Consider the following 19,773-nt stretch of genomic DNA (forward strand, 5'->3'; position numbering starts at 1 on the left):
CCACTTCCTTTCTATAAAAAAGAACGGCTTTATTAATTTTCTATAAACCTCAACCACAAGCTCCGGATTGCCCGCCATGATGACCCTGCGCCAGATCCGTCACTTCATCGCTGTCGCCGAGACCGGCTCGATCTCCGCCGCCGCCCAGGCGGTATTCATCTCGCAGTCGACCCTGACCCTGGCCATCCAGCAGCTGGAGGAGGAGATCGGCGTCAGCCTGTTCAACCGCCACGCCAAGGGCATGAGCCTGACCCACCAGGGCCACCAGTTCCTGCGCCAGGCACATCTGATCCTGGCCACCGTGGACAATGCCAAGCGCAGCCTGCAGCAGAGCACCGATCAGGTTGCCGGGCACCTCACCATCGGCGTAACCAGTCTGGTCGCCGGCTACTACCTGGCCGACCTGATCACCCGCTTCCAGCGTGCCTACCCCAACGTGCAGGTCCGCGTAGTGGAAGACGAGCGCCCCTACATCGAGCACCTGCTGGTCAGCGGCGAGATCGACGTCGGCGTGCTGATCCTGTCCAACCTGGAAGACCGCCATGCCCTGCAGACCGAGGTACTGACCCATTCGCCGCATCGCCTCTGGCTACCGGCACGCCATCCGCTACTGGAGCGCGACAGCATCAGCCTGGCCGACGTGGCCAGCGAGCCGCTGATCCAGCTCAATGCCGACGAAATGGGCCTGCATACCCAGCGCATCTGGAGCCGCGCCGGCCTGACCCCGCACGTGACCCTGCGTACCGCCTCGGTGGAGGCCGTGCGCAGCCTGGTGGCCGCCGGTCTCGGCCTGTCGATCCAGCCGGACATGACCTACCGGCCCTGGTCGCTGGAGGGCGACATCATCGAGGCGCGGCCGCTGGTCGACCTCGGCGAGCCGCTCGACGTCGGCCTGGCCTGGCGCCGCGGCACAGCGCGACCGGCACTGGTCGACCCGTTCCTGACCCTGGCCCGCGAACAGCCCAACAACCGCAAGGTTTCGATTTAATCGAACGCCACTTTCAATATTTAGAATTTGTCGACCTCAAGCCCGGCCTCTAGTCTCGCTTCCCTATGGACGCAGGCATCCCGGGCCAACCGGAGCCGCCATGCCAGCCGCAACCAATAACAGAAGAAACGCGAAGATGAGCACGCCCACCCTGCACAGCGCTTTGCTGATCGACGGCCAACTGGTCGGCGGGGAAGGTGTTGCCGAAGCCATCCTCAACCCCGCCACCGGCGACGTCCTGTGCAGCATCACCGAGGCCTCGCTGGAGCAGCTCGAGGCGGCCGTGCAGGCCGCCCATCGCGCCTTCCCCGCCTGGTCGCGGACCACCCCGGCACAACGCGCCGCTACCCTGCTGGCGATTGCCGAGGCCATCGATACGCAGGCCGAGCAGCTGGCCCAGCTAGAGGCGTTGAACTGCGGCAAGCCGTTGCATCTGGCGCGCCAGGACGACCTGCCGGCGACCGCCGACGTCTTCCGCTTCTTCGCCGGCGCCGTGCGCTGCCAGCAGGGCCAGCTGGCCGGCGAATACCTGGAAGGGCATACCAGCCTGGTACGCCGCGACCCGGTCGGCGTGGTCGCCTCCATCGCGCCGTGGAACTACCCGCTGATGATGGCGGCCTGGAAAATTGCCCCAGCCCTGGCCGCCGGCAACACCCTGGTGTTCAAACCCTCCGAGCACACGCCACTGTCGATCCTCGCGCTGGCGCCAGCGCTGGCGCAAATCCTCCCGGCCGGCGTGCTTAATATCGTCTGCGGCGGCGGCGAAGGCATCGGCAGCAGCCTGGTCGGTCACCCGAAAGTGCGCATGGTGTCGCTGACCGGCGATATCGTCACCGGCCAGAAAATCCTGCAGAGCGCCGCGCGCACCCTCAAGCGCACGCACCTGGAACTGGGCGGCAAGGCGCCGGTGATCGTCTGCAACGATGCCGACATCGACGCCGTGGTTCAGGGCATCCGCAGCTACGGCTACTACAACGCCGGCCAGGACTGCACCGCGGCGTGCCGCATCTATGCCGAAAAAGGCATCCACGATCGCCTGGTCGCCGAACTGGGCGACGCGGTAGCGAGCATTCGCTTTGCCCGCAAGAAGGACACCGACAACGAAATCGGCCCACTGATCAGCGCGCGCCAGCGCGACCGCGTGGCCAGCTTCGTCGAGCGTGCCCTCGGCCAGCCGCACATCGAGCGCGTCACCGGCGCCGCCGTGCATTCCGGTCCCGGCTTTTATTATCAGCCGACCCTGCTGGCCGGCTGCAGGCAGCAGGACGAGATCGTCCAGCGCGAGGTGTTCGGCCCGGTGGTCACAGTGACCCGCTTCGACCACCTGAGCCAGGCGCTGGACTGGGCCAACGACTCCGAATACGGCCTGGCCAGCTCGGTATGGACGCAGAACCTGGACAAGGCCTTCCAGCTGGCCAACCGCCTGCAGTACGGCTGCACCTGGATCAACACCCATTTCATGCTGGCCAGCGAGATGCCGCACGGCGGGCTGAAACGCTCGGGCTACGGCAAAGACCTGTCCAGCGACTCGTTGCAGGACTACAGCGTGGTGCGCCACATCATGGTGCGCCACGGACAACAATTAGATTGACCCAACCCGCTCGGCGCGGTCTGCCGAACGCCATTCATCTGCCCCGATAACAGGTCACAACAAGAGGGAATCACGATGTCCGCGCCAACCACCACACTCCTCAGCGCTCTCGCCACCGCCCTGCTCGCCAGCGGCGCCGTGCAGGCCGCCGAACCGCTCAAGACCCTCGGCAGCGCCGAAGGCCAGCTCGACATCATCGCCTGGCCCGGCTACATCGAGCGCGGCGAAACCGACAAGAACTACGACTGGGTCACCCAGTTCGAGCAGGACACCGGCTGCAAGGTCAACGTCAAGACCGCCGCCACCTCCGACGAGATGGTCAGCCTGATGGCCAAGGGCGGCTATGACCTGGTCACCGCTTCGGGCGATGCCTCGCTGCGCCTGATCGCCGGCAAGCGCGTGCAGCCGGTCAACGTCGACCTGATCCCCAGCTGGAAGCACATCGACGAGCGCCTGAAGGACGCTCCCTGGCACACGGTCGGCGGCCAGCACTACGGCACGCCCTACCAGTGGGGCCCGAACGTGCTGATGTACAGCACCAAGTTGTTCAAGGAGGCGCCGAGCAGCTGGAAAGTAGTGTTCGAGGAACAGACCCTGGCCGACGGCAAGAGCAACAAGGGCCGCGTGCAGGCCTACGACGGCCCGATCTATATCGCCGACGCCGCGCTGTACCTGAAGGCGCACAAGCCGGAGCTGGGCATCAGCGATCCTTACCTGCTCAACGAAGAACAGTACGCAGCCGCGCTGGAACTGCTGCGCCAGCAGCAACCGCTGATCCACCGCTACTGGCACGACGTCACCGTGCAGATGAACGACTTCAAGAATGAAGGCGTGGTCGCCTCCAGCGCCTGGCCGTACCAGGTCAACGCGCTGCAACTGGAGAAGCAGGAGATCGCCTCCACCGTCCCGGCCGAAGGCGCCACCGGCTGGGCCGACACCACCATGCTGCACGCCGAGGCCAAGCACCCGGTGTGTGCCTACAAGTGGATGGACTGGTCGCTGCAGCCCAAGCTGCAGGGTGACCTGGCCGCCTGGTTCGGCTCGGTACCGGCGGTGCCGGCGGCCTGCCAGGGCAATGCCCTGCTCGGCGCCGAGGGTTGCAAGACCAACGGCTTCGACAACTTCGACAAGATCGCCTTCTGGAAAACCCCGCAGGCCGAGGGCGGCAAGTACGTGCCCTACAGCCGCTGGACCCAGGACTACATTGCCATCATGGGCGGCAGGTAAAAACCGTCCTGGCGGCTGCTGCGCAGGCCTGATCCGCGCCCGGGCAGTGCTCGGAATCCTCACGTACTCCAGTACGTTGCGGTTCCTGCGCGCTGGCCGGACACGGCTGAGGCCCGCTCGCGACGCTGCCAGAACGATTTTCAAACCCTGGATGCCTTAGCGATCCCTTCCACAGCTTCACCGTTGTACACCCACCACCGACTCTCCCGTCTCGTGTCGGCAAACCGGCCGGGCCGGTGGTGGGTGGCTTTCCTCCTGGAGTGTTCGAGATGACCCTTGCAGTGCAATTCACCGATGTGTCCCGCGTGTTCGGCGAGGTCAAGGCCGTCGACCGGGTGTCCATCGACATCCGGGACGGCGAATTCTTTTCCATGCTCGGCCCCTCCGGCTCGGGCAAGACCACCTGCCTGCGCCTGATCGCCGGCTTCGAACAACCCAGCGCCGGCTCCATCCGTATCCACGGCGCCGAGGCGGCAGGGCTGCCGCCCTATCAGCGCGACGTCAACACGGTGTTTCAGGACTATGCCCTGTTCCCGCACATGAACGTGCTGGAGAACGTCGCCTATGGCCTCAAGGTCAAGGGCGTGGCCAAGGCCGAGCGCCTGGCACGCGCCGAAGAGGCGCTGGCCCTGGTGGCCCTGGGCGGCTATGGCACACGCAAGCCGGTACAGCTGTCCGGCGGCCAGCGCCAGCGCGTGGCCCTGGCCCGCGCCCTGGTCAATCGCCCGCGCGTGCTGCTGCTCGACGAGCCACTGGGCGCACTGGACCTCAAGCTGCGCGAGCAGATGCAGAGCGAGCTGAAGAAGCTGCAGCGCCAGCTCGGCATCACCTTCATCTTCGTCACCCACGACCAGGGCGAGGCGCTGTCCATGTCCGACCGCGTGGCGGTGTTCAACAAGGGCCGTATCGAGCAGGTCGATACCCCGCGCAACCTGTACATGAATCCGGCCAGTACCTTCGTCGCCGAGTTCGTCGGCACCAGCAACGTGCTCAAGGGTGACCTGGCCATCCGGGTCAGCGGTTCGCCGCGACCGCTGTCGATCCGTCCGGAACATGTGCGCCTGGTGGACAGCGGCGCCAGCGTGCCGGCTAGCGACGAGGCGGAGATCAGCGGCCTGCTGCACGATATCCAGTACCTGGGCGCCGCCACCCGCTACGAGCTGCAGCTCGACAACGGGCAGAACTTCGCCGTGAGCCAGGCCAACAACCAGTGGGGCGTCGGCGATGCCCCCTGCCAGCCCGGCCAGCGCGTCACCGCGCGCTGGGCCCGCGCCGCCATGGTCGCGCTGCGCGAGGAGGCCTGAGATGAGCAGCCAGACCCTGGCCCTGCAGACGGATGGCGGCCTGCTGCGCCGCCTGTCCAGCCTGCTCTACCGCAAGCCCACGCTGTACCTGGCGCTGCTGCTGATTCCGCCGCTGCTGTGGTTCGGCGCCATCTACCTGGGCTCGCTGCTGACCCTGCTGTGGCAGGGCTTCTACACCTTCGACGACTTCAGCATGACGGTCACCCCGGACCTCACGCTGGGCAACTTCAAGGCGCTGTTCCAGGCGGCCAACTTCGACATCATCCTGCGCACCCTGACGATGGCGGTCGCGGTGTCCGTGGCCAGTGCCGCGCTGGCCTTTCCCATCGCCTACTACATGGCGCGCTACACCAGCGGCAAGACCAAGGCCTTCTTCTACATCGCGGTGATGCTGCCGATGTGGGCCAGCTACATCGTCAAGGCCTACGCCTGGACCCTGCTGCTGGCCAAGGGCGGAGTCGCCATGTGGTTCGCCCAGGTCTTGCACCTGCAACCCGTGCTGGAGTTCCTGCTCGGCCTGCCGGGCGTTGGCGGCAACACCCTGTCGACCTCGCACCTGGGGCGTTTCATGGTATTCGTCTACATCTGGCTGCCGTTCATGATCCTGCCCATCCAGGCCTCGCTGGAGCGTCTGCCACCCTCGCTACTACAGGCCTCGGCCGACCTCGGCGCGCACCCGGCGCAGACCTTTATGCAGGTCATCCTGCCGCTGTCGGTTCCCGGCATCGCCGCCGGCTCGATCTTCACCTTCAGCCTGACCCTCGGCGACTTCATCGTGCCGCAGCTGGTGGGGCCGCCCGGCTACTTCATCGGCAGCATGGTCTACGCCCAGCAGGGCGCGATCGGCAACATGCCGATGGCCGCCGCCTTCACCCTGGTGCCGATCGTGCTGATCGCCATCTACCTGTCCATCGTCAAGCGTCTGGGGGCCTTCGATGCACTCTGAGCAAGCGTCCTGGGGCCTCAAGGCTGCCGCCTGGGGCGGGCTGGTGTTCCTCCACTTCCCGATCCTGATCATCTTCCTCTACGCCTTCAACACCGAAAGCGCCGGCTTCAGCTTCCCGCCCAAGGGTCTGACCCTGGGCTGGTTCAGCGTCGCCTTCGCCCGTGCCGACGTGCTGGAAGCCATCGTGCTGTCGCTCAAGGTGGCGAGCATCGCCACGCTGATCGCCATGCTGCTCGGCACCCTGGCCGCGGCAGCGCTGTGGCGGCGCGACTTCTTCGGCAAGGAGAGCGTGTCCCTGCTGCTGATCCTGCCGATTGCCCTGCCCGGCATCGTCACCGGCATCGCCCTGCTCTCGGCGTTCAAGACCTTCGGCATCGAGCCGGGCCTGCTGACCATCGTCATCGGCCACGCCACCTTCTGTGTGGTGATCGTCTACAACAACGTCATCGCCCGCTTCCGCCGCACCAGCTATAACCTGATCGAAGCCAGCATGGACCTGGGCGCCGACGGCTGGCAGACCTTCCGCTACATCGTCCTGCCCAACCTGGGTTCGGCCCTGCTGGCGGGCGGCATGCTGGCCTTCGCCCTGTCCTTCGACGAGATCATCGTCACCACCTTCACCGCCGGCCATGAGAAGACCCTGCCGATCTGGCTGCTCAACCAGTTGTCGCGCCCGCGCGACGTACCGGTGACCAACGTGGTGGCCATGCTGGTGATGCTGGTGACCATGCTGCCGATCCTCGGCGCCTACTACCTGACCAAGGGTGGCGAGGGCGTGGCCGGCAGCGGCAAGTGATCTTTACGCCCCTCTCCCGCCGGGAGAGGGGCCGAGCTCTGTGCAGATCCTAACTCCCTCACCCAACCGCTCTCCCAAAGGGAGAGGGGCTTAACAAACAACCGCAACGACGAGGCTTATGCGATGCAAACCAAACTGCTGATCAACGGCCAACTGGTGGCTGGTGAAGGTGCTGTCCAGCCGGTCCTCAATCCTTCGCTGGGTACCACCCTGGTGGAGATCGCCGAGGCCAGCCCGGCCCAGGTCGATGCTGCTGTGCAGGCCGCCGACGCCGCCTTCGATGAATGGTCGCAGACCACCCCGGGCCAGCGTTCGGCCCTGCTGCTGCAGGTGGCCGACGCCATCGACGCCCATGCCGAGGAACTGGCCCGCCTGGAATCACAGAACTGCGGCAAGCCTTACGCCGCCGCCCTGGGCGACGAACTGCCGGCGGTTGCCGACGTGTTTCGCTTCTTCGCCGGTGCGGTGCGCTGCATGCCGGGCTCGGCCGCCGGCGAGTACCTGCCGGGACACACCTCGATGATCCGCCGCGACCCGGTCGGCGTGGTCGCCTCCATCGCGCCCTGGAACTACCCGCTGATGATGGCCGCCTGGAAGCTGGCCCCGGCCCTGGCCGCCGGCAACTGCGTAGTGCTCAAGCCCTCCGAGCAGACCCCGCTGACCGCGCTGAAACTGGCCGAGCTGATCGCGCCGATCTTCCCCGCCGGGGTGGTCAACCTGGTGTTCGGCCGCGGCCCGAGCGTCGGCCAGCCGCTGGTCACCCATCCCAAGGTGCGCATGGTCTCGCTGACCGGCTCCATCCCCACCGGCGTCAACATCGTCTCCAGCACCGCCGAAACCATGAAACGCACCCACATGGAACTGGGCGGCAAGGCCCCGGTGCTGATCTTCGACGACGCCGACATCGACGCCGCCGTGGAGGGCATCCGTGCCTTCGGCTTCTACAACGCCGGGCAGGACTGCACCGCCGCCTGCCGCATCTATGCACAGAAAGGCGTGTACCAGCAGTTCGTCGCCAAGCTCGGCGAAGCCGTCGGCACGCTCAAGCTGGGCACCCAGGACGAGGATGGCGTCGAGCTCGGCCCGCTGATCACCGCTGCCCATCGCGACCGCGTGCTGGGCTTCCTCGAACGCGCCAAGGCCGTACCGCACATCCGCGTGGTCACCGGCGGCCAGGCTGCCGACCGTCCGGGCTTCTTCGTCGAGCCGACCGTGCTCGCCGGCGCTCGCCAGGACGACGAGATCGTGCGCCGCGAGGTATTCGGCCCGGTGGTCTCGGTCACCGAGTTCGACACCGAGGAGCAGGCCCTGGCCTGGGCCAACGACTCCGACTACGGCCTGGCCAGCTCGGTGTGGACCGCCGACGTGGGCCGCGCCCATCGCCTGTCGGCGCGCCTGCAGTACGGCTGCACCTGGGTCAACACCCACTTCATGCTGGTCAGCGAGATGCCGCACGGCGGCATGAAGCTCTCCGGCTATGGCAAGGACATGTCCATGTACGGGCTGGAGGACTACACCACCATCCGCCACGTGATGATCAAGCACTGATCTGAGCGCCGCGCGCGACGCCTAGACAAATCCAATGTTTCCCTGCCCCACGGGCGGCGCCTGGCGCCGCTCGCGGGCAGCGCTACGCCGATTTCGGGCCAGCCGGCCCATCACCCGCGGGTACGCCCGCATGGAGGCAAGCATGCGTCATCTCGTCAGAGCCTTATCACTGCTGTCGCTGTTGTGTTTCGCCCACCTGGCCCAGGCAGCTGACGCCAGGGCCATCGTCGATGGCTACATGGCCGCCTGGAACGCCCATGACGCCGACCTGGCCGCCACCTTCCTGGCCGAGGACGCGGTGTATTTCGACGCCACGATCGGTACGCCGCAGAACGGCAAGGCTGCCGCGCGCGACAACGTGATCAAGGTCTTCGTCGGCGCCGTGCCGGACCTGAAGTGGGAGATGACCAGCGCGCCCATCGTCAGCGCCGACGGCATCGCCTTCCAGTGGAAGTTCAGCGGCATCAACAGCGGCGACTGGAGTGCCGAGACCAAGGCCACCGGCAAGCCGCTGTCGTTCGAGGGGGTCAGCTTCATCCGCATCAAGGACGGCAAGATCGCCTACCAGGGCGACTACTACGATGCTCTCGGGTTCAACAAGCAGCTGGGCTGGTGACAGCCTGGCGGTCCCGGCGCAAGGCCGGGACCCAATTGTGCAAAAAGTGTTCAGCATCACATCCGACCGGCTTCGCCACCGCTAGCATGGCGGCATAACGAAAAACGGCAGCCATCCCGGCTGACCAATAAACCCGAAGCCCCTGCCCCATGCCCGAACAGCCCACCCGCTGCGCCGCCGTCTTGCGCCAGGCCCTGCTCTGTCTGGGTGTCCTGCTGTTGTGCAGCGGCGTCCGCGCGGACCAGCACTCGGCCCTTGCCGAGGCCATCAGCGCAGGCCGCCTGAGCGCCTGGGAAAGCTTGCTGGCACAACCCGGCACGGCAAACGAAGCGCAGTTGCTGGAACGGGTCAACCACTTCGTCAACCGCAGCGTGCTGCACGGCGAGGACCGCGAGCTCTGGGGCGAGGCCGACTACTGGGCCACCCCGCGCGAAACCCTCGGCCGCGGCCGCGGCGACTGCGAGGACATCGCCATCGCCAAATACTTCGGCCTGCTGCGCCTGGGCGTGGCCAGCGACAAGCTGCGCCTGACCTTCGTCAAATCCCTGGAGCTGAAGCGCGCGCACATGGTGCTGGCCTTCTACGCCACCCCAGATGCTGAACCGCTGATTCTCGACAACCTGCAAACGCAGATCCTGCCCGCCCACCGGCGCCGCGACCTGCTACCGGTGTATGCCTTCAACAACCACGGCATCTTCCTCGGCAGCGCCCCGCAGCGCCCGTCGAAACAGTCGCCGCAGCTGCTTTCGCGCTGGCAGGACGTTAGCGCGCGGGCACTGGCCGAAGGCTCGACCGCCCCCACGCCGCAGAGCTGATTCGCCCCTCTCCCACAGGGGTACGCCCTCTCCCGTAAACGGGCGAGGGAGAACAGCCCGCTCAGCGCGGCGCCAGGTGCGCCACCATCAGCTGTACGCTTTCGCGCCCTTGGTACTCGTTGACGTCCAGCTTGTAGGCCAGCTCCACCCAGCGCACGTTGGGGTTGGGCCAGATCTCGCGGTCGACGTTGAAGGCGATGCCATCCAGGGTCAGGCTGCCGCATTCGGTCTTCAGCACCAGCTTGAGGTGCTTCTCGCCCACCACCCGCTGGGTGACGATCTGGAACACCCCGTGGAACAGCGGCTCGGGGAAATGCTGGCCCCAGGGCCCGGCATGGCGCAGGGCCTTGGCCAGCTCCAGGTGGAACTCCTCGGCCCCCAGCTGGCCATCGGACAGCAGGCGGCCGGTCAGGTCATCCTCGCTCAGCTGGCGACGCACTTCGGCATCGAAGGCCGCGGCGAAGGCACCGAAGTGCTCCTGCGGCAATGACAGGCCGGCGGCCATGGCATGCCCGCCGAACTTGCTGATCAGCCCCGGATGGCGCGCCGCCACGGCGTCCAGCGCATCGCGGATATGCAGGCCCGGCACGGAGCGCGCCGATCCCTTGAGCAGGCCGTCGCCGGCATCGGCGAAGGCGATGGCCGGGCGGTGGTAGCGCTCCTTCAGGCGCGAGGCGAGGATACCGATCACGCCCTGGTGCCAGTCCGGCTCGAACAGGCACAGGCCGAACGGCAGGCTCTCCACCGGCAGGTCCTTGAGCTGAGCCAGCGCCTCGCGCTGCATGCCCTGCTCGATGGCCTTGCGGTCCTTGTTCAACTCGTCGAGCTGCTGCGCCATGTCGCGGGCCAGGGCCTCGTCCTCGCACAGCAGGCACTCGATGCCCAGGCTCATGTCATCCAGGCGCCCGGCCGCGTTGAGGCGCGGCCCGAGGATAAAGCCGAGGTCGGTGGAGGTGATCCGCGCGTGCTGGCGCCCCGCCACCTCCAGCACCGCGCGCAGCCCCGGCCGCGCCCGCCCCGCACGAATGCGCGCCAGACCCTGGTGCACCAGGATGCGGTTGTTGGCATCCAGCGGCACCACGTCGGCCACGCTGCCCAGGGCCACCAGGTCGAGCAGCTCGCCCAGGTTCGGTTCAGAGATACCCGCTTTGGCGAACCAGCCCAGCTCGCGCAGCCGCGCACGCAGGGCCAGCAGCACGTAGAACATCACGCCGACCCCGGCCAGTGCCTTGCTGGGGAACGCGCAGCCCGGCTGGTTGGGATTGACGATGGCGTCGGCCGCCGGCAACTCCGGCCCAGGCAGGTGGTGGTCGGTGACCAGCACCTTGAGGCCGGCCGCCTTGGCCGCCGCCACGCCGTCGACGCTGGAGATGCCGTTGTCGACGGTGACCAGCAGCTCGGGCTGGCGCTGCAGGGCCACGGCGACGATTTCCGGGGTCAGGCCGTAGCCGTACTCGAAGCGGTTGGGCACCAGGTAATCGACATGCGCCGCGCCGAGCATGCGCAGGCCGAGCACACCGACCGAGCTGGCGGTGGCGCCGTCGGCATCGAAGTCGCCGACGATCAGGATGCGCTGGCGCTGCTGCAGGGCCTGCACCAGCAGGTCCACCGCGGCGTCGATACCTTTCAGTTGCTGATACGGAATCAGCCGCGCCAGGCCCTTGTCCAGCTCGGCGGCGGACTGCACGCCACGCGCCGCGTACAGGCGGGTCAGCAGCGGCGGCAAGTCACCCAGGTCGGGCAGTTGGGCAGGAAGTGGGCGGGGTTCGATGCGCATGGGTAGTCCGGTTGTTTTTCTGGGCGGGCCGGCGTGGCACGTCTTGCTCCCTCTCCCTCCGGGAGAGGGCTGGGGTGAGGGTGTTACGGGAAACTCGGAGCCGCCGGAAAATCCCTCACCCCTGGCCCCTCTCCCGGAGGGAGAGGGGAACAGCCGGCGATCAGCGCTCGCCGGCCAGCCACTCCAGCGGGATCTCGTGCTGGCCGCGCTCGTCGGTCACATAGAGGTGGCCATCGCTGATCATCACGCTCCAACTCACCGAGCGCGGCAGGTCGCGGGCCAGGTTCTCCAGGGCTTCCTGGTTCACCCCAACCACATTGATATTCTTCAGGCTGCGCACGCTGTCGAGCACCTTGCTCTGCCAGACGCGCAGGTTGCCATAGGCCACCAGGCTGAACTTCTCGGTACGCCGCGAGCACCAGGTGATGCGTTCGGCGTCCGGCTGGCCCACTTCGATCCAGTGCAGCACGCGATCGTCCAGGCTCTTTTCCCACAGCGCCGGCTCGTCGACATCGGACAGGCCACGGCCGAAGGCCAGCTGCTCGTGGTACCACAAGGCGTAGGCGATCAGGCGCACGCACAGGCGCTCCTCGGTCTCCGATGGATGCTTGGCCACGGTGAAGCGCAGGTTCTCGTAGACGTTGCGATCGATGTCGGTGAGGTTGAGTTCGACTTTGTAGGGCGTGGCTTGCAGGGCCATGGGCGGGCTTCTTGGCTGGCGGGAAAGGCGGCAAGTCTACCCGATGCCCCGCCCGACAGTTAGAGTCACGCCCATCACCAGGATGGACGGACAGCCCATGAACCCAGCCCCAAAACCCCTCGCCGGCCTGAAAGTGGTCGAACTCGGCACCCTGATCGCCGGCCCCTTCGCTTCGCGCATCTGTGCCGAGTTCGGCGCCGAGGTGGTCAAGGTCGAGTCGCCGGATGGCGGCGACCCGCTGCGCAAGTGGCGCAAGCTGTACGAAGGCACTTCGCTGTGGTGGTTCGTGCAGGCGCGCAACAAGCGCTCGATCACCCTCAACCTCAAGCACGAGGAAGGCCGCGAGGTGCTGAAAAAACTGCTCGCCGAGGCCGACATCCTGATCGAGAACTTCCGCCCCGGCGTACTGGAGAAGCTCGGCTTGGGTTGGGACGTGCTGCATGCGCTGAACCCGAAGCTGGTCATGGTGCGCCTGTCCGGCTTCGGCCAGAGCGGACCGATGAAGGACCAACCGGGCTTCGGCGCGGTCGGCGAATCCATGGGCGGGCTGCGTTACATCACCGGCTTCGAGGACCGCCCACCGGTGCGCACCGGCATCAGCATCGGCGACTCGATCGCCGCCCTGTGGGGCGTGATTGGCGCGCTGATGGCGCTGCGTCACCGCGAAGTCAACGGCGGCCAGGGGCAGGTGGTGGACGTGGCGCTCTATGAAGCGGTGTTCGCCATGATGGAGTCGATGGTGCCGGAGTTCGATGTATTCGGCTTCATCAGGGAGAGAACCGGCAACATCATGCCCGGCATCACCCCCTCCTCCATCCATACCTGCGCAGACGGCAAACATATCCAGATCGGCGCCAATGGCGATGCGATCTTCCAGCGCTTTATGCGCGCCATCGACCGTCACGATCTGGCGGATGCACCGGACCTGGCCGATAACGCCGGTCGCGATGCGCGGCGCGACGAACTCTACGGGGTGATCGACCGCTGGGCCGCCAGCCTGCCGCTGAGCGAGGTGGAGGCGATCCTGGTGCGCGCCGAAGTGCCGGCCAGCCGCATCTATTCCGCCGAGGACATGTTTGCCGACCCGCAATTCCTCGCCCGCGAAATGTTCCTCTCGGCCCGACTGCCAGACGGCAAACCGTTCAGGATGCCCGGTATCGTGCCCAAGCTCTCCGACACGCCCGGCGGCGTGGAGTGGACCGGCCCGCAGCTGGGCGAGCACAACGCCGAGGTACTGGGCGAGCTGGGCTACAGCGCCGAGGACATTGCCGCGTTGAAGGCCGGCGGCGCCATCTGACAGACGCCGCGCGGAAAGGGACACCCAGGCGACGACGGCTTTCAGCGAAGCGCCACCGAGCAGCGGGTCGCTTGCCGATAAATACTTTAAAGTCCAAAATGGACAAACAAGTATTCACGGAGACAGCCGCATGACCCGCGTGATCGACCAGACTGAAGCCGAACGCCTGCTCGCACGGATCGACGTGCATCAGGCCATGCGTGCCATGTTCGCCAGCCTGGCCGAAGGTCGCGCGGTGCAACCGGCACAGCAGCTGGTGGAATTCCCCGGCGGCGGCGATTTCATCAATTACCTGGGCGTGCTGGCTGACGAGGGGGTCTATGGGATCAAGACCTCGCCCTATATCCCCGGCCCGCAGGGCGCCACCGTGACGGCCTGGACCCTGCTGATGTCGATGCGCAGCGGCCAGCCGCTGCTGCTGTGCGACGCCAAGAGCCTGACCACGGCACGCACCGCCGCCACCACTGCGGTGGCCGTGGAGGAACTGGCGCCGGCACATGCCACGCGCCTGGCCATCATCGGCAGCGGCCCGGTGGCCCGCGCCCACCTGCATTACGTGAAGAACCTGCGCGACTGGCAGGACATCCACCTGTACTCACCACGCCTGACCGCCGAGAGCGCCACCCGGCAGGCCGAGCTGCGCGCCCTGGACCCACGCCTGCAGCTGTGCGCCAGCCTGGAGGAAGCCGTGGCCACGGCGGACGTCATTCTGCTGTGCACCTCCTCCGCCAGCCCGGTGCTCGACCCGCTGTGCCTGGGGCGCAACGTGCTGGTCACCTCGATCAGCACCAACGCGCCACGCGCCCATGAGGTGCCGCCGACCAGCCTGGAAGGCATGGACGTGTACTGCGACTACCGCGCCACCACCCCGGGCGCGGCCGGCGAGATGGTGCTGGCGAGCGAGAGCGGCTGGAACCGCCAGCTGATCTGCGGCGACCTGCCCGAGCTGGTCAGCGGACTGGTGGCCAAGCCCACCTACGAGCGCCCGGTCTTCTTCCGCTCCATCGGCCTGGGCCTGGAAGACATGGCGCTAGCCAACGCCCTGCATCAGTTGCTGGAGCAGGGCCAATGAGCGACGTGATCCACACCGACTATCTGATCATCGGCGCCGGCATCGCCGACGCCAGCACCGGCTACTTCCTCGCCCCGCACGGCAAGACCCTACTGCTGGAGCGCGAAAGCCAGCCCGGCTACCACAGCACCGGACGCTCCGCGGCGCTCTACACCCTGGCCTACGGCACGCCGCAGGTACGCGCCCTGACCGCCGCCAGCCGCGCCTTCTTCGACGCTCCGCCGCGCGGCTTCAGCGAGCATGCGCTGCTCAGCCCGCGCGGCGAGATGGTGGTGGACTTCAGCGGCGACCCGGTGGAACTGCAGCTGCAATACGCAAGCGGCAAGGCCAGCGTGCCGGAGATGCGCCTGCTCAGCGCCGACGAGGCCTGCGCCCTGGTTCCGGTGCTGCGCCGCGACAAGGTCCACGGTGCCATGCTCGACCCCAGCGCTGCCGACATCGACACCGATGCCCTGCACCAGGGCTACCTGCGCGGCATCCGCCAGCACGGCGGAGAAATTCACTGCAACCGCGAAGTCACCAACATCGACCGGGTCGAGGGTGGCTGGCAGGTGCACTGTGGCGAGCAGCGCTATCGCGGCCGCGTACTGATCAACGCCGCTGGCGGCTGGTGCGACGAAATCGCCCGCCTGGCCGGTGTCGCGCCGATCGGCCTGACGCCGCGGCGTCGCGCCGCCTTCACCTTCCCGGCGCCGGAGGGCATGGACTGCCACACCTGGCCCTGCCTGGTGGACCTGCACGAGGCCTTCTACTTCAAGCCGGACGCCGGCCAGCTGCTCGGCTCGCCCGCCAACGCCGACCCGGTGGCGCCGCACGACGTGCAGCCCGAAGAGCTGGACATCGCCATGGGCCTGTACCAGATCGAGGAGCACACCAGCCTGCAGGTACGCCGCCCGGCGCACACCTGGGCCGGCCTGCGCAGCTTCGTCGCCGACGGTGATCTGGTCGGCGGCTACGACAGCCAGGCCGAGGGCTTCTTCTGGGTCGCCGCCCAGGGCGGCTATGGCATCCAGACCAGCGCGGCGATGGGCGAGGCCTGCGCCGCCCTGATCCGCCGCCTGCCGCTGCCGGCACACATCGCCCGCTTCGGCCTGAGCGAAGCCATGCTCAGCCCCGCGCGCCTGCACCGCACGGACAGCAGCCGCCACTGAGCCGCCCGGCCAGCCCGGCCCTGCTGCGGGCAGCGCCTGATGACGCCCCCGGCGCTTTGCGGCACACTCGCCGAGCCGATTCTGGAGCCCACCGCATGACGTCCCGCCCCGCCGCCGACCTCGACAACTTCCGCGCGATTGCCGACGCCATCGCCACCCTGTTCTTCCCCCACGCCGAGGTGGTGCTGCACGACCTGCGCACGCAGAAGATCGACCACATCGCCAACAACCTGTCCAAGCGTGCGGTGGGCGACGATGCGGCCCTGGAAGACCTGCTGGAGAACACCCCGGACGAACGCAATATCGGCCCTTACGAGAAACTCAACTGGGACGGTCAGAAGATCCGCTCGGTCAGCACCGTGCTGCGCGACGCCGAGGGCACGCCGATCGCCGTGCTGTGCCTGAACCTGAATATCTCGCTGTTCGAAACGGCCAAGCAGGCGCTCGACCTGTTCCTCTCCTCCAGCAAGGTGATTCCCCAGCCCGACGCGCTGTTCCGCGACGACTGGCAGGAGCGCATCAACACCTTCCTGCACAGCTGGCTGCGCCAGCGCCAGCTCGGCCTCAACCTGCTGACCCGCGAGCACAAGCGCGAACTGGTGGAGGCGCTGCACGCCGAAGGCGCGTTCAAGGGCAAGAGCGCCGCCAACTACGTGGCCAACGTGCTCAACATGGGCCGCGCCACCGTGTACAAGCACCTCAAGGAAATCAAGGGCGAGGCCTGAGGTTCAGGGCAGCGCGTAGGCCTTGAACAACAGCCGCACCTGCTCGCTCGGCTCGCCGAAATAGCGGCGGTACAGCGGCTCGATCTCACCGCTGCGATAGATCAGGCTCAACTCGCTGTCGACCAGCAGACGCAGATCCTCGTCGCCACGCAGCAGGGCAAGTGCTACCGGTTCCAACTCGAAGATTCGCTCAAGCACGCGGGGACGCTGCGGTGCGCTGCTGGAAGCCACAAGCTCCTGCAGCACCGCACGGTCACCGAAGAAGGCGTCGGCCTTACCGCTCTCAAGCAGGGCAGTGCCCTCGGCAAAACTCTGAACCGGCACCACCTCGGAGACCACACCGAGCAGACGCAGCTGCTGACGAGCCCACTGTTCGGTCGTGCTGCCCGCGATCACCGCAAAGGTGCCCCGCGCCAGCCCGCGGTTGAGAGTGGCACGCCATTGTGGCGCAGTACGCTCAACGCGCCCCTCCAGCACTCTCAGAAGGTCCGGTGGCACCTCGTCGCGTACCGCCACACCGCGCCCTGAGGGATAGACTGGCAGGGAGAAACTGACACTGCGGCGCCGCTCCAGGCTCGCAACCAGCGGGCTACACAGCAGATCCATCTGCCCGTCCTGCAAGGCTGCCAGCGCCTCCTCGCGAGCGAACTGACGATAGACCAGGCGCAGCTGCGGCAAAGCCTGATCGCGCGCGACTCGCGCGGCAATACGCTGGCAAAGCTCGATGACATAGCCAGACGGCTGATCGACCGGCCCGGACGAGAAAGGCTGCAGCTGATCTACATATCCAAGGGTAAGGGTGTTGCTCTCCCGCACCCGCTCCAAGGTCTGTGCCGCCAGCGGCAGAGCCAGCCCGAATGCCAGGGCAACGCCAAGAATGCGCCGTGCGATCATCATTGCGCCCTCCCTGTGGAAACCGGTGCGGCGCGCTCATCCAGGAAGCGGTCGGCGATGTAACCGAACAGCAGATAGCCTACCGCCGTGACCAGCATGCCGCCGAACACGGCCTCCGTGCCCGAGGCATACAGTGCGTAGAAGCTGTAGGCCATGGCCACGGCCAGCGCAGCCCCGTTGCGATACTGCACCCTGCGCCCCACTCCCGCTTTGCGCATGATGATCAGCAACGCCGAGAGTGCGGTGATGTACGGAATGATGTTGGTAACCGCCGCCAGGTTGACCAGCTTGCCGAACTGCTCGGAGGCGTTGGGCGATATGGTCGAGACCGCCATGCCGGTTTGCAGGGCAGCATTGGCGATCAGACCGATGATCGGCGCACCCATCAACGTCACGCGGGCGAAGAAGCTCGGGAACATGCGCTGCTCGGCGGTGACCTTGGCGGTCTGCGCCAGGGTGAACTGCCAGCCCAGCAACGAGCCGACGCAGGCCATGACCGCCAGGGCCATGATGATGTCACCGACCCCGTCGTTGAACATCTGCGCGTAGACGAAGGCGAAAGGCGCCGTGGAGTTGGCCAGCTCGGCGTTCGGCACGATGCCCATGATCACCGAAGTGGAGGCTACATAGACCACTGCTGCCCCCAGGGTACCGAGCAGGCAGGCCAGCGGCACGTTGCGCTGCGGGTTTTCCACCGCATCGGAATTCTGCGCCGCCGACTCCATGCCGAGAAACGCCCACAGGGTCAGCGGGATGCTTTGTGCGATGGCCTCGCTGGTGGCAATGCCGGTGGGATTCCAGGCCTGGCGGAACACCTCGGCGTCAAACCAGAACCAGCCGATCAGCGATAACCCGGCCACCGGGATGATCACGCCCCAGACGGTAATGGAGCCGATCTGCCCGGTGACTTTCGGTCCGCCGAAGTTGGCCAGCGAGGTCAGCCAGATCAGCCCGACCGTACCGACAAACAACGGGATGGCACCACTGCCCAGCCAGGGTAGGAAAGGTGTGAGGTAGCCCACCGCAGAGATGGCGATGGCGACGTTGCCGATGGCCAGCGAGAGGAAATACAGATAGGAACAGAGGAAGAACGCCGACTTGCCGTGCGCCTCCTCGGTATAGGCCGACATGCCCCCCGGCCGCGTGCAGAAAATGCCGCACTGGGCAAAACAATAGGCGATGGCCATCGAGCCGATGGCGGTGATCACCCAGGACAGCAGGGAAACCGCCCCTAGCTGGGCCATGCTCGACGGCAGCATGATGATGCCCGAGCCCATCATGTTCACCGCCACCAGGGTGGTCAGCCCGGTGAGCCCCATTTTCTTGCCAGCCTGAGCCATATCCACCCTCCCCCAAGGAATTGCCATTGCATACTAGGAGAGATCGGGTTGACTAGCCCCTTAAGCGCAAAAGGCCGCACGCATCGCGGCCTCTTGCGGTCCTACCGGCCTCACTCGCCGTAGATATCGAAACTGAAGTACTTGCTCTGGATCTTCTGGTACTCGCCATTGGCCCGCAGCGCCAGGATGGCTGAATTGAGCTGGTCCAGCAGCGCCTTGTGACCCTTGCGCACGGCGATGCCGGCACCCTCGCCGAAGTAGGCCGGATCGGTGAAGGACGGGCCGACGAAGGCGAAGCCCTTGCCCTGCTCGGTCTTGAGGAAGCCCTCGTCGACCGGGATAGCGTCGGCCAGGGTGCCGTCGACACGACCGGCGACCATGTCCAGGTAGATTTCGTTCTGCGAGCTGTAGCGCACCACTTCCACGCCCTTGGGCGCCAGTACCTCGCTGGCGAAGCGGTCGGTGGTGGTGGCGCGCTGCACGGCGATGCGCTTGCCGGCCAGGCTGCTGAAGTCGTCGCTGACCACGGTACCTTCCTTCATCGTCAGGCGAGCCGGGCTGTAGTAGTACTTGCCGGTGAAATCCACCGATTTGCGGCGCTCGTCGGTGATGGTCAGCGACGACAGCACGGCATCGACCTTCTTCACCTTCAGCGACGGGATCAGGCCGTCGAACTCCTGCTCCACCCACTGGCACTCGACCTTCATCTCGGCACACAGGGCCACGCCGATATCCACATCGAAACCGGCAATCGAACCATCGGCCTGCTTGAAGGCGAACGGCGGGTAGGCGGCTTCGATACCCAGGCGCAGCGGCTTGTCGGCAGCGAGCAGGCTGGAGGCCATCAGGCTCAGGGCGAGGCCGCCCAGCAATGCGAGTTTCTTCATGGTGTGACTCCCGAATGCATCCGCACCAGGGCGGACAGGTTGGCGATGGGCAGAAGGCAGTGGCGCCGGCCGAAGCCGGAACCCAGGGACCGCAGCCTG

General features: G+C 66.6%; 18 protein-coding genes and 1 other RNA gene. 14 read left to right on the top strand and 5 right to left on the bottom strand.

The window, feature by feature from the left end; all coding sequences use genetic code 11:
- The first annotated feature begins 76 nt into the window (after nucleotides 1-76).
- From ACOAPY_RS16265 to ACOAPY_RS16310, 10 genes are all read left to right on the top strand, one after another.
- Complete coding sequence (locus ACOAPY_RS16265) at nucleotides 77-988, top strand: LysR family transcriptional regulator (RefSeq protein WP_021701172.1); 912 nt, start codon at nucleotides 77-79, stop codon at nucleotides 986-988.
- 136 nt (nucleotides 989-1,124) lie between these two features.
- Complete coding sequence (locus tag ACOAPY_RS16270) at nucleotides 1,125-2,579, top strand: gamma-aminobutyraldehyde dehydrogenase (RefSeq protein ID WP_465154009.1); 1,455 nt, start codon at nucleotides 1,125-1,127, stop codon at nucleotides 2,577-2,579.
- A gap of 75 nt (nucleotides 2,580-2,654) precedes the next feature.
- Entirely contained in the window at nucleotides 2,655-3,806 is a 1,152-nt protein-coding gene (gene ydcS / locus ACOAPY_RS16275; RefSeq protein ID WP_169921485.1) for a putative ABC transporter substrate-binding protein YdcS, read from the top strand.
- A 61-nt stretch (nucleotides 3,807-3,867) separates the two neighbouring features.
- Nucleotides 3,868-3,942: non-coding RNA, sX9 sRNA (locus ACOAPY_RS16280), on the top strand.
- A 133-nt stretch (nucleotides 3,943-4,075) separates the two neighbouring features.
- A complete protein-coding gene (locus ACOAPY_RS16285; protein ID WP_465154010.1) occupies nucleotides 4,076-5,110 on the top strand; it encodes an ABC transporter ATP-binding protein in 1,035 nt (344 codons plus the stop codon).
- 1 nt (nucleotide 5,111) lies between these two features.
- Nucleotides 5,112-6,056 (top strand): ABC transporter permease, encoded by a 945-nt coding sequence (locus tag ACOAPY_RS16290; protein WP_465154011.1) that lies wholly within the window; start codon nucleotides 5,112-5,114, stop codon nucleotides 6,054-6,056.
- Nucleotides 6,046-6,852: an ABC transporter permease gene (locus ACOAPY_RS16295; RefSeq protein WP_021701167.1), complete on the top strand. Its 807-nt coding sequence runs from the start codon at nucleotides 6,046-6,048 to the stop codon at nucleotides 6,850-6,852. The genes ACOAPY_RS16290 and ACOAPY_RS16295 overlap by 11 nt, the downstream gene beginning before the upstream one ends.
- Before the next feature lie 123 nt (nucleotides 6,853-6,975).
- Nucleotides 6,976-8,400, top strand: coding sequence for a gamma-aminobutyraldehyde dehydrogenase (locus ACOAPY_RS16300; protein WP_465154012.1), 1,425 nt, complete (start codon nucleotides 6,976-6,978; stop codon nucleotides 8,398-8,400).
- A gap of 142 nt (nucleotides 8,401-8,542) precedes the next feature.
- Nucleotides 8,543-9,016 carry an ester cyclase gene (locus tag ACOAPY_RS16305; RefSeq protein WP_465154013.1) on the top strand — a complete coding sequence of 158 codons (474 nt, stop codon included), beginning with the start codon at nucleotides 8,543-8,545 and terminating at the stop codon, nucleotides 9,014-9,016.
- Nucleotides 9,017-9,165: 149 nt separating this feature from the next.
- Complete coding sequence (locus ACOAPY_RS16310) at nucleotides 9,166-9,831, top strand: transglutaminase-like cysteine peptidase (RefSeq protein WP_465154014.1); 666 nt, start codon at nucleotides 9,166-9,168, stop codon at nucleotides 9,829-9,831.
- Between the two features lie 61 nt (nucleotides 9,832-9,892).
- On the opposite strand, the gene recJ is transcribed toward ACOAPY_RS16310, so the two are convergent.
- Together recJ and ACOAPY_RS16320 are read right to left on the bottom strand one after the other, a co-directional pair.
- Nucleotides 9,893-11,608: a single-stranded-DNA-specific exonuclease RecJ gene (recJ, locus tag ACOAPY_RS16315; RefSeq protein ID WP_465154015.1), complete on the bottom strand. Its 1,716-nt coding sequence runs from the start codon at nucleotides 11,606-11,608 to the stop codon at nucleotides 9,893-9,895.
- 160 nt (nucleotides 11,609-11,768) lie between these two features.
- The gene (locus ACOAPY_RS16320; protein ID WP_076425505.1) at nucleotides 11,769-12,308 is read right to left on the bottom strand and encodes a YaeQ family protein; all 540 of its coding nucleotides are present in this window, start codon (nucleotides 12,306-12,308) and stop codon (nucleotides 11,769-11,771) included.
- A gap of 97 nt (nucleotides 12,309-12,405) precedes the next feature.
- Here ACOAPY_RS16320 and ACOAPY_RS16325 point away from each other — a divergent pair, with 97 nt between their 5' ends.
- The 4 genes from ACOAPY_RS16325 (at nucleotide 12,406) to ACOAPY_RS16340 (ending at nucleotide 16,553) form a co-directional block, all read left to right on the top strand.
- Entirely contained in the window at nucleotides 12,406-13,605 is a 1,200-nt protein-coding gene (locus ACOAPY_RS16325; RefSeq protein WP_465154016.1) for a CaiB/BaiF CoA transferase family protein, read from the top strand.
- 130 nt (nucleotides 13,606-13,735) lie between these two features.
- Complete coding sequence (locus tag ACOAPY_RS16330; protein ID WP_465154017.1) at nucleotides 13,736-14,677, top strand: ornithine cyclodeaminase family protein; 942 nt, start codon at nucleotides 13,736-13,738, stop codon at nucleotides 14,675-14,677.
- A 5-nt stretch (nucleotides 14,678-14,682) separates the two neighbouring features.
- The gene (locus ACOAPY_RS16335) at nucleotides 14,683-15,828 is read left to right on the top strand and encodes an NAD(P)/FAD-dependent oxidoreductase (protein WP_465156830.1); all 1,146 of its coding nucleotides are present in this window, start codon (nucleotides 14,683-14,685) and stop codon (nucleotides 15,826-15,828) included.
- A gap of 95 nt (nucleotides 15,829-15,923) precedes the next feature.
- Nucleotides 15,924-16,553: a helix-turn-helix transcriptional regulator gene (locus ACOAPY_RS16340; protein WP_021701149.1), complete on the top strand. Its 630-nt coding sequence runs from the start codon at nucleotides 15,924-15,926 to the stop codon at nucleotides 16,551-16,553.
- 3 nt (nucleotides 16,554-16,556) lie between these two features.
- On the opposite strand, the gene ACOAPY_RS16345 is transcribed toward ACOAPY_RS16340, so the two are convergent.
- From ACOAPY_RS16345 to ACOAPY_RS16355, 3 genes are all read right to left on the bottom strand, one after another.
- Entirely contained in the window at nucleotides 16,557-17,450 is an 894-nt protein-coding gene (locus ACOAPY_RS16345; RefSeq protein WP_465154018.1) for an amino acid ABC transporter substrate-binding protein, read from the bottom strand.
- Nucleotides 17,447-18,787, bottom strand: a complete 1,341-nt coding sequence (gene potE / locus ACOAPY_RS16350; RefSeq protein WP_465154019.1) for a putrescine-ornithine antiporter — start codon at nucleotides 18,785-18,787, stop codon at nucleotides 17,447-17,449. The genes ACOAPY_RS16345 and potE overlap by 4 nt, the downstream gene beginning before the upstream one ends.
- A 110-nt stretch (nucleotides 18,788-18,897) precedes the next feature.
- Entirely contained in the window at nucleotides 18,898-19,674 is a 777-nt protein-coding gene (locus ACOAPY_RS16355; protein ID WP_465154020.1) for an ABC transporter substrate-binding protein, read from the bottom strand.
- Nucleotides 19,675-19,773: the final 99 nt, after the last annotated feature.

It is taken from the genome of Pseudomonas stagnisoli, from assembly GCF_048595745.1.
Classification (GTDB): Bacteria; Pseudomonadota; Gammaproteobacteria; order Pseudomonadales; family Pseudomonadaceae; genus Aquipseudomonas; species Aquipseudomonas alcaligenes_A.

What these genes read in the sequence shown, in the direction of transcription:
- ACOAPY_RS16295 (WP_021701167.1), top strand. Translation starts at nt 6,046, where the DNA reads ATGCACTCTGAGCAAGCGTCCTGGGGCCTCAAGGCTGCCGCCTGGGGC.
- ACOAPY_RS16265 (WP_021701172.1), top strand. Translation starts at nt 77, where the DNA reads ATGATGACCCTGCGCCAGATCCGTCACTTCATCGCTGTCGCCGAGACC.
- ACOAPY_RS16305 (WP_465154013.1), top strand. Translation starts at nt 8,543, where the DNA reads ATGCGTCATCTCGTCAGAGCCTTATCACTGCTGTCGCTGTTGTGTTTC.
- ACOAPY_RS16300 (WP_465154012.1), top strand. Translation starts at nt 6,976, where the DNA reads ATGCAAACCAAACTGCTGATCAACGGCCAACTGGTGGCTGGTGAAGGT.
- recJ (WP_465154015.1), bottom strand. Translation starts at nt 11,608, where the DNA reads ATGCGCATCGAACCCCGCCCACTTCCTGCCCAACTGCCCGACCTGGGT.
- ACOAPY_RS16320 (WP_076425505.1), bottom strand. Translation starts at nt 12,308, where the DNA reads ATGGCCCTGCAAGCCACGCCCTACAAAGTCGAACTCAACCTCACCGAC.
- ydcS (WP_169921485.1), top strand. Translation starts at nt 2,655, where the DNA reads ATGTCCGCGCCAACCACCACACTCCTCAGCGCTCTCGCCACCGCCCTG.
- ACOAPY_RS16270 (WP_465154009.1), top strand. Translation starts at nt 1,125, where the DNA reads ATGAGCACGCCCACCCTGCACAGCGCTTTGCTGATCGACGGCCAACTG.
- ACOAPY_RS16340 (WP_021701149.1), top strand. Translation starts at nt 15,924, where the DNA reads ATGACGTCCCGCCCCGCCGCCGACCTCGACAACTTCCGCGCGATTGCC.
- potE (WP_465154019.1), bottom strand. Translation starts at nt 18,787, where the DNA reads ATGGCTCAGGCTGGCAAGAAAATGGGGCTCACCGGGCTGACCACCCTG.
- ACOAPY_RS16310 (WP_465154014.1), top strand. Translation starts at nt 9,166, where the DNA reads ATGCCCGAACAGCCCACCCGCTGCGCCGCCGTCTTGCGCCAGGCCCTG.
- ACOAPY_RS16355 (WP_465154020.1), bottom strand. Translation starts at nt 19,674, where the DNA reads ATGAAGAAACTCGCATTGCTGGGCGGCCTCGCCCTGAGCCTGATGGCC.
- ACOAPY_RS16325 (WP_465154016.1), top strand. Translation starts at nt 12,406, where the DNA reads ATGAACCCAGCCCCAAAACCCCTCGCCGGCCTGAAAGTGGTCGAACTC.
- ACOAPY_RS16330 (WP_465154017.1), top strand. Translation starts at nt 13,736, where the DNA reads ATGACCCGCGTGATCGACCAGACTGAAGCCGAACGCCTGCTCGCACGG.
- ACOAPY_RS16285 (WP_465154010.1), top strand. Translation starts at nt 4,076, where the DNA reads ATGACCCTTGCAGTGCAATTCACCGATGTGTCCCGCGTGTTCGGCGAG.
- ACOAPY_RS16345 (WP_465154018.1), bottom strand. Translation starts at nt 17,450, where the DNA reads ATGATGATCGCACGGCGCATTCTTGGCGTTGCCCTGGCATTCGGGCTG.
- ACOAPY_RS16290 (WP_465154011.1), top strand. Translation starts at nt 5,112, where the DNA reads ATGAGCAGCCAGACCCTGGCCCTGCAGACGGATGGCGGCCTGCTGCGC.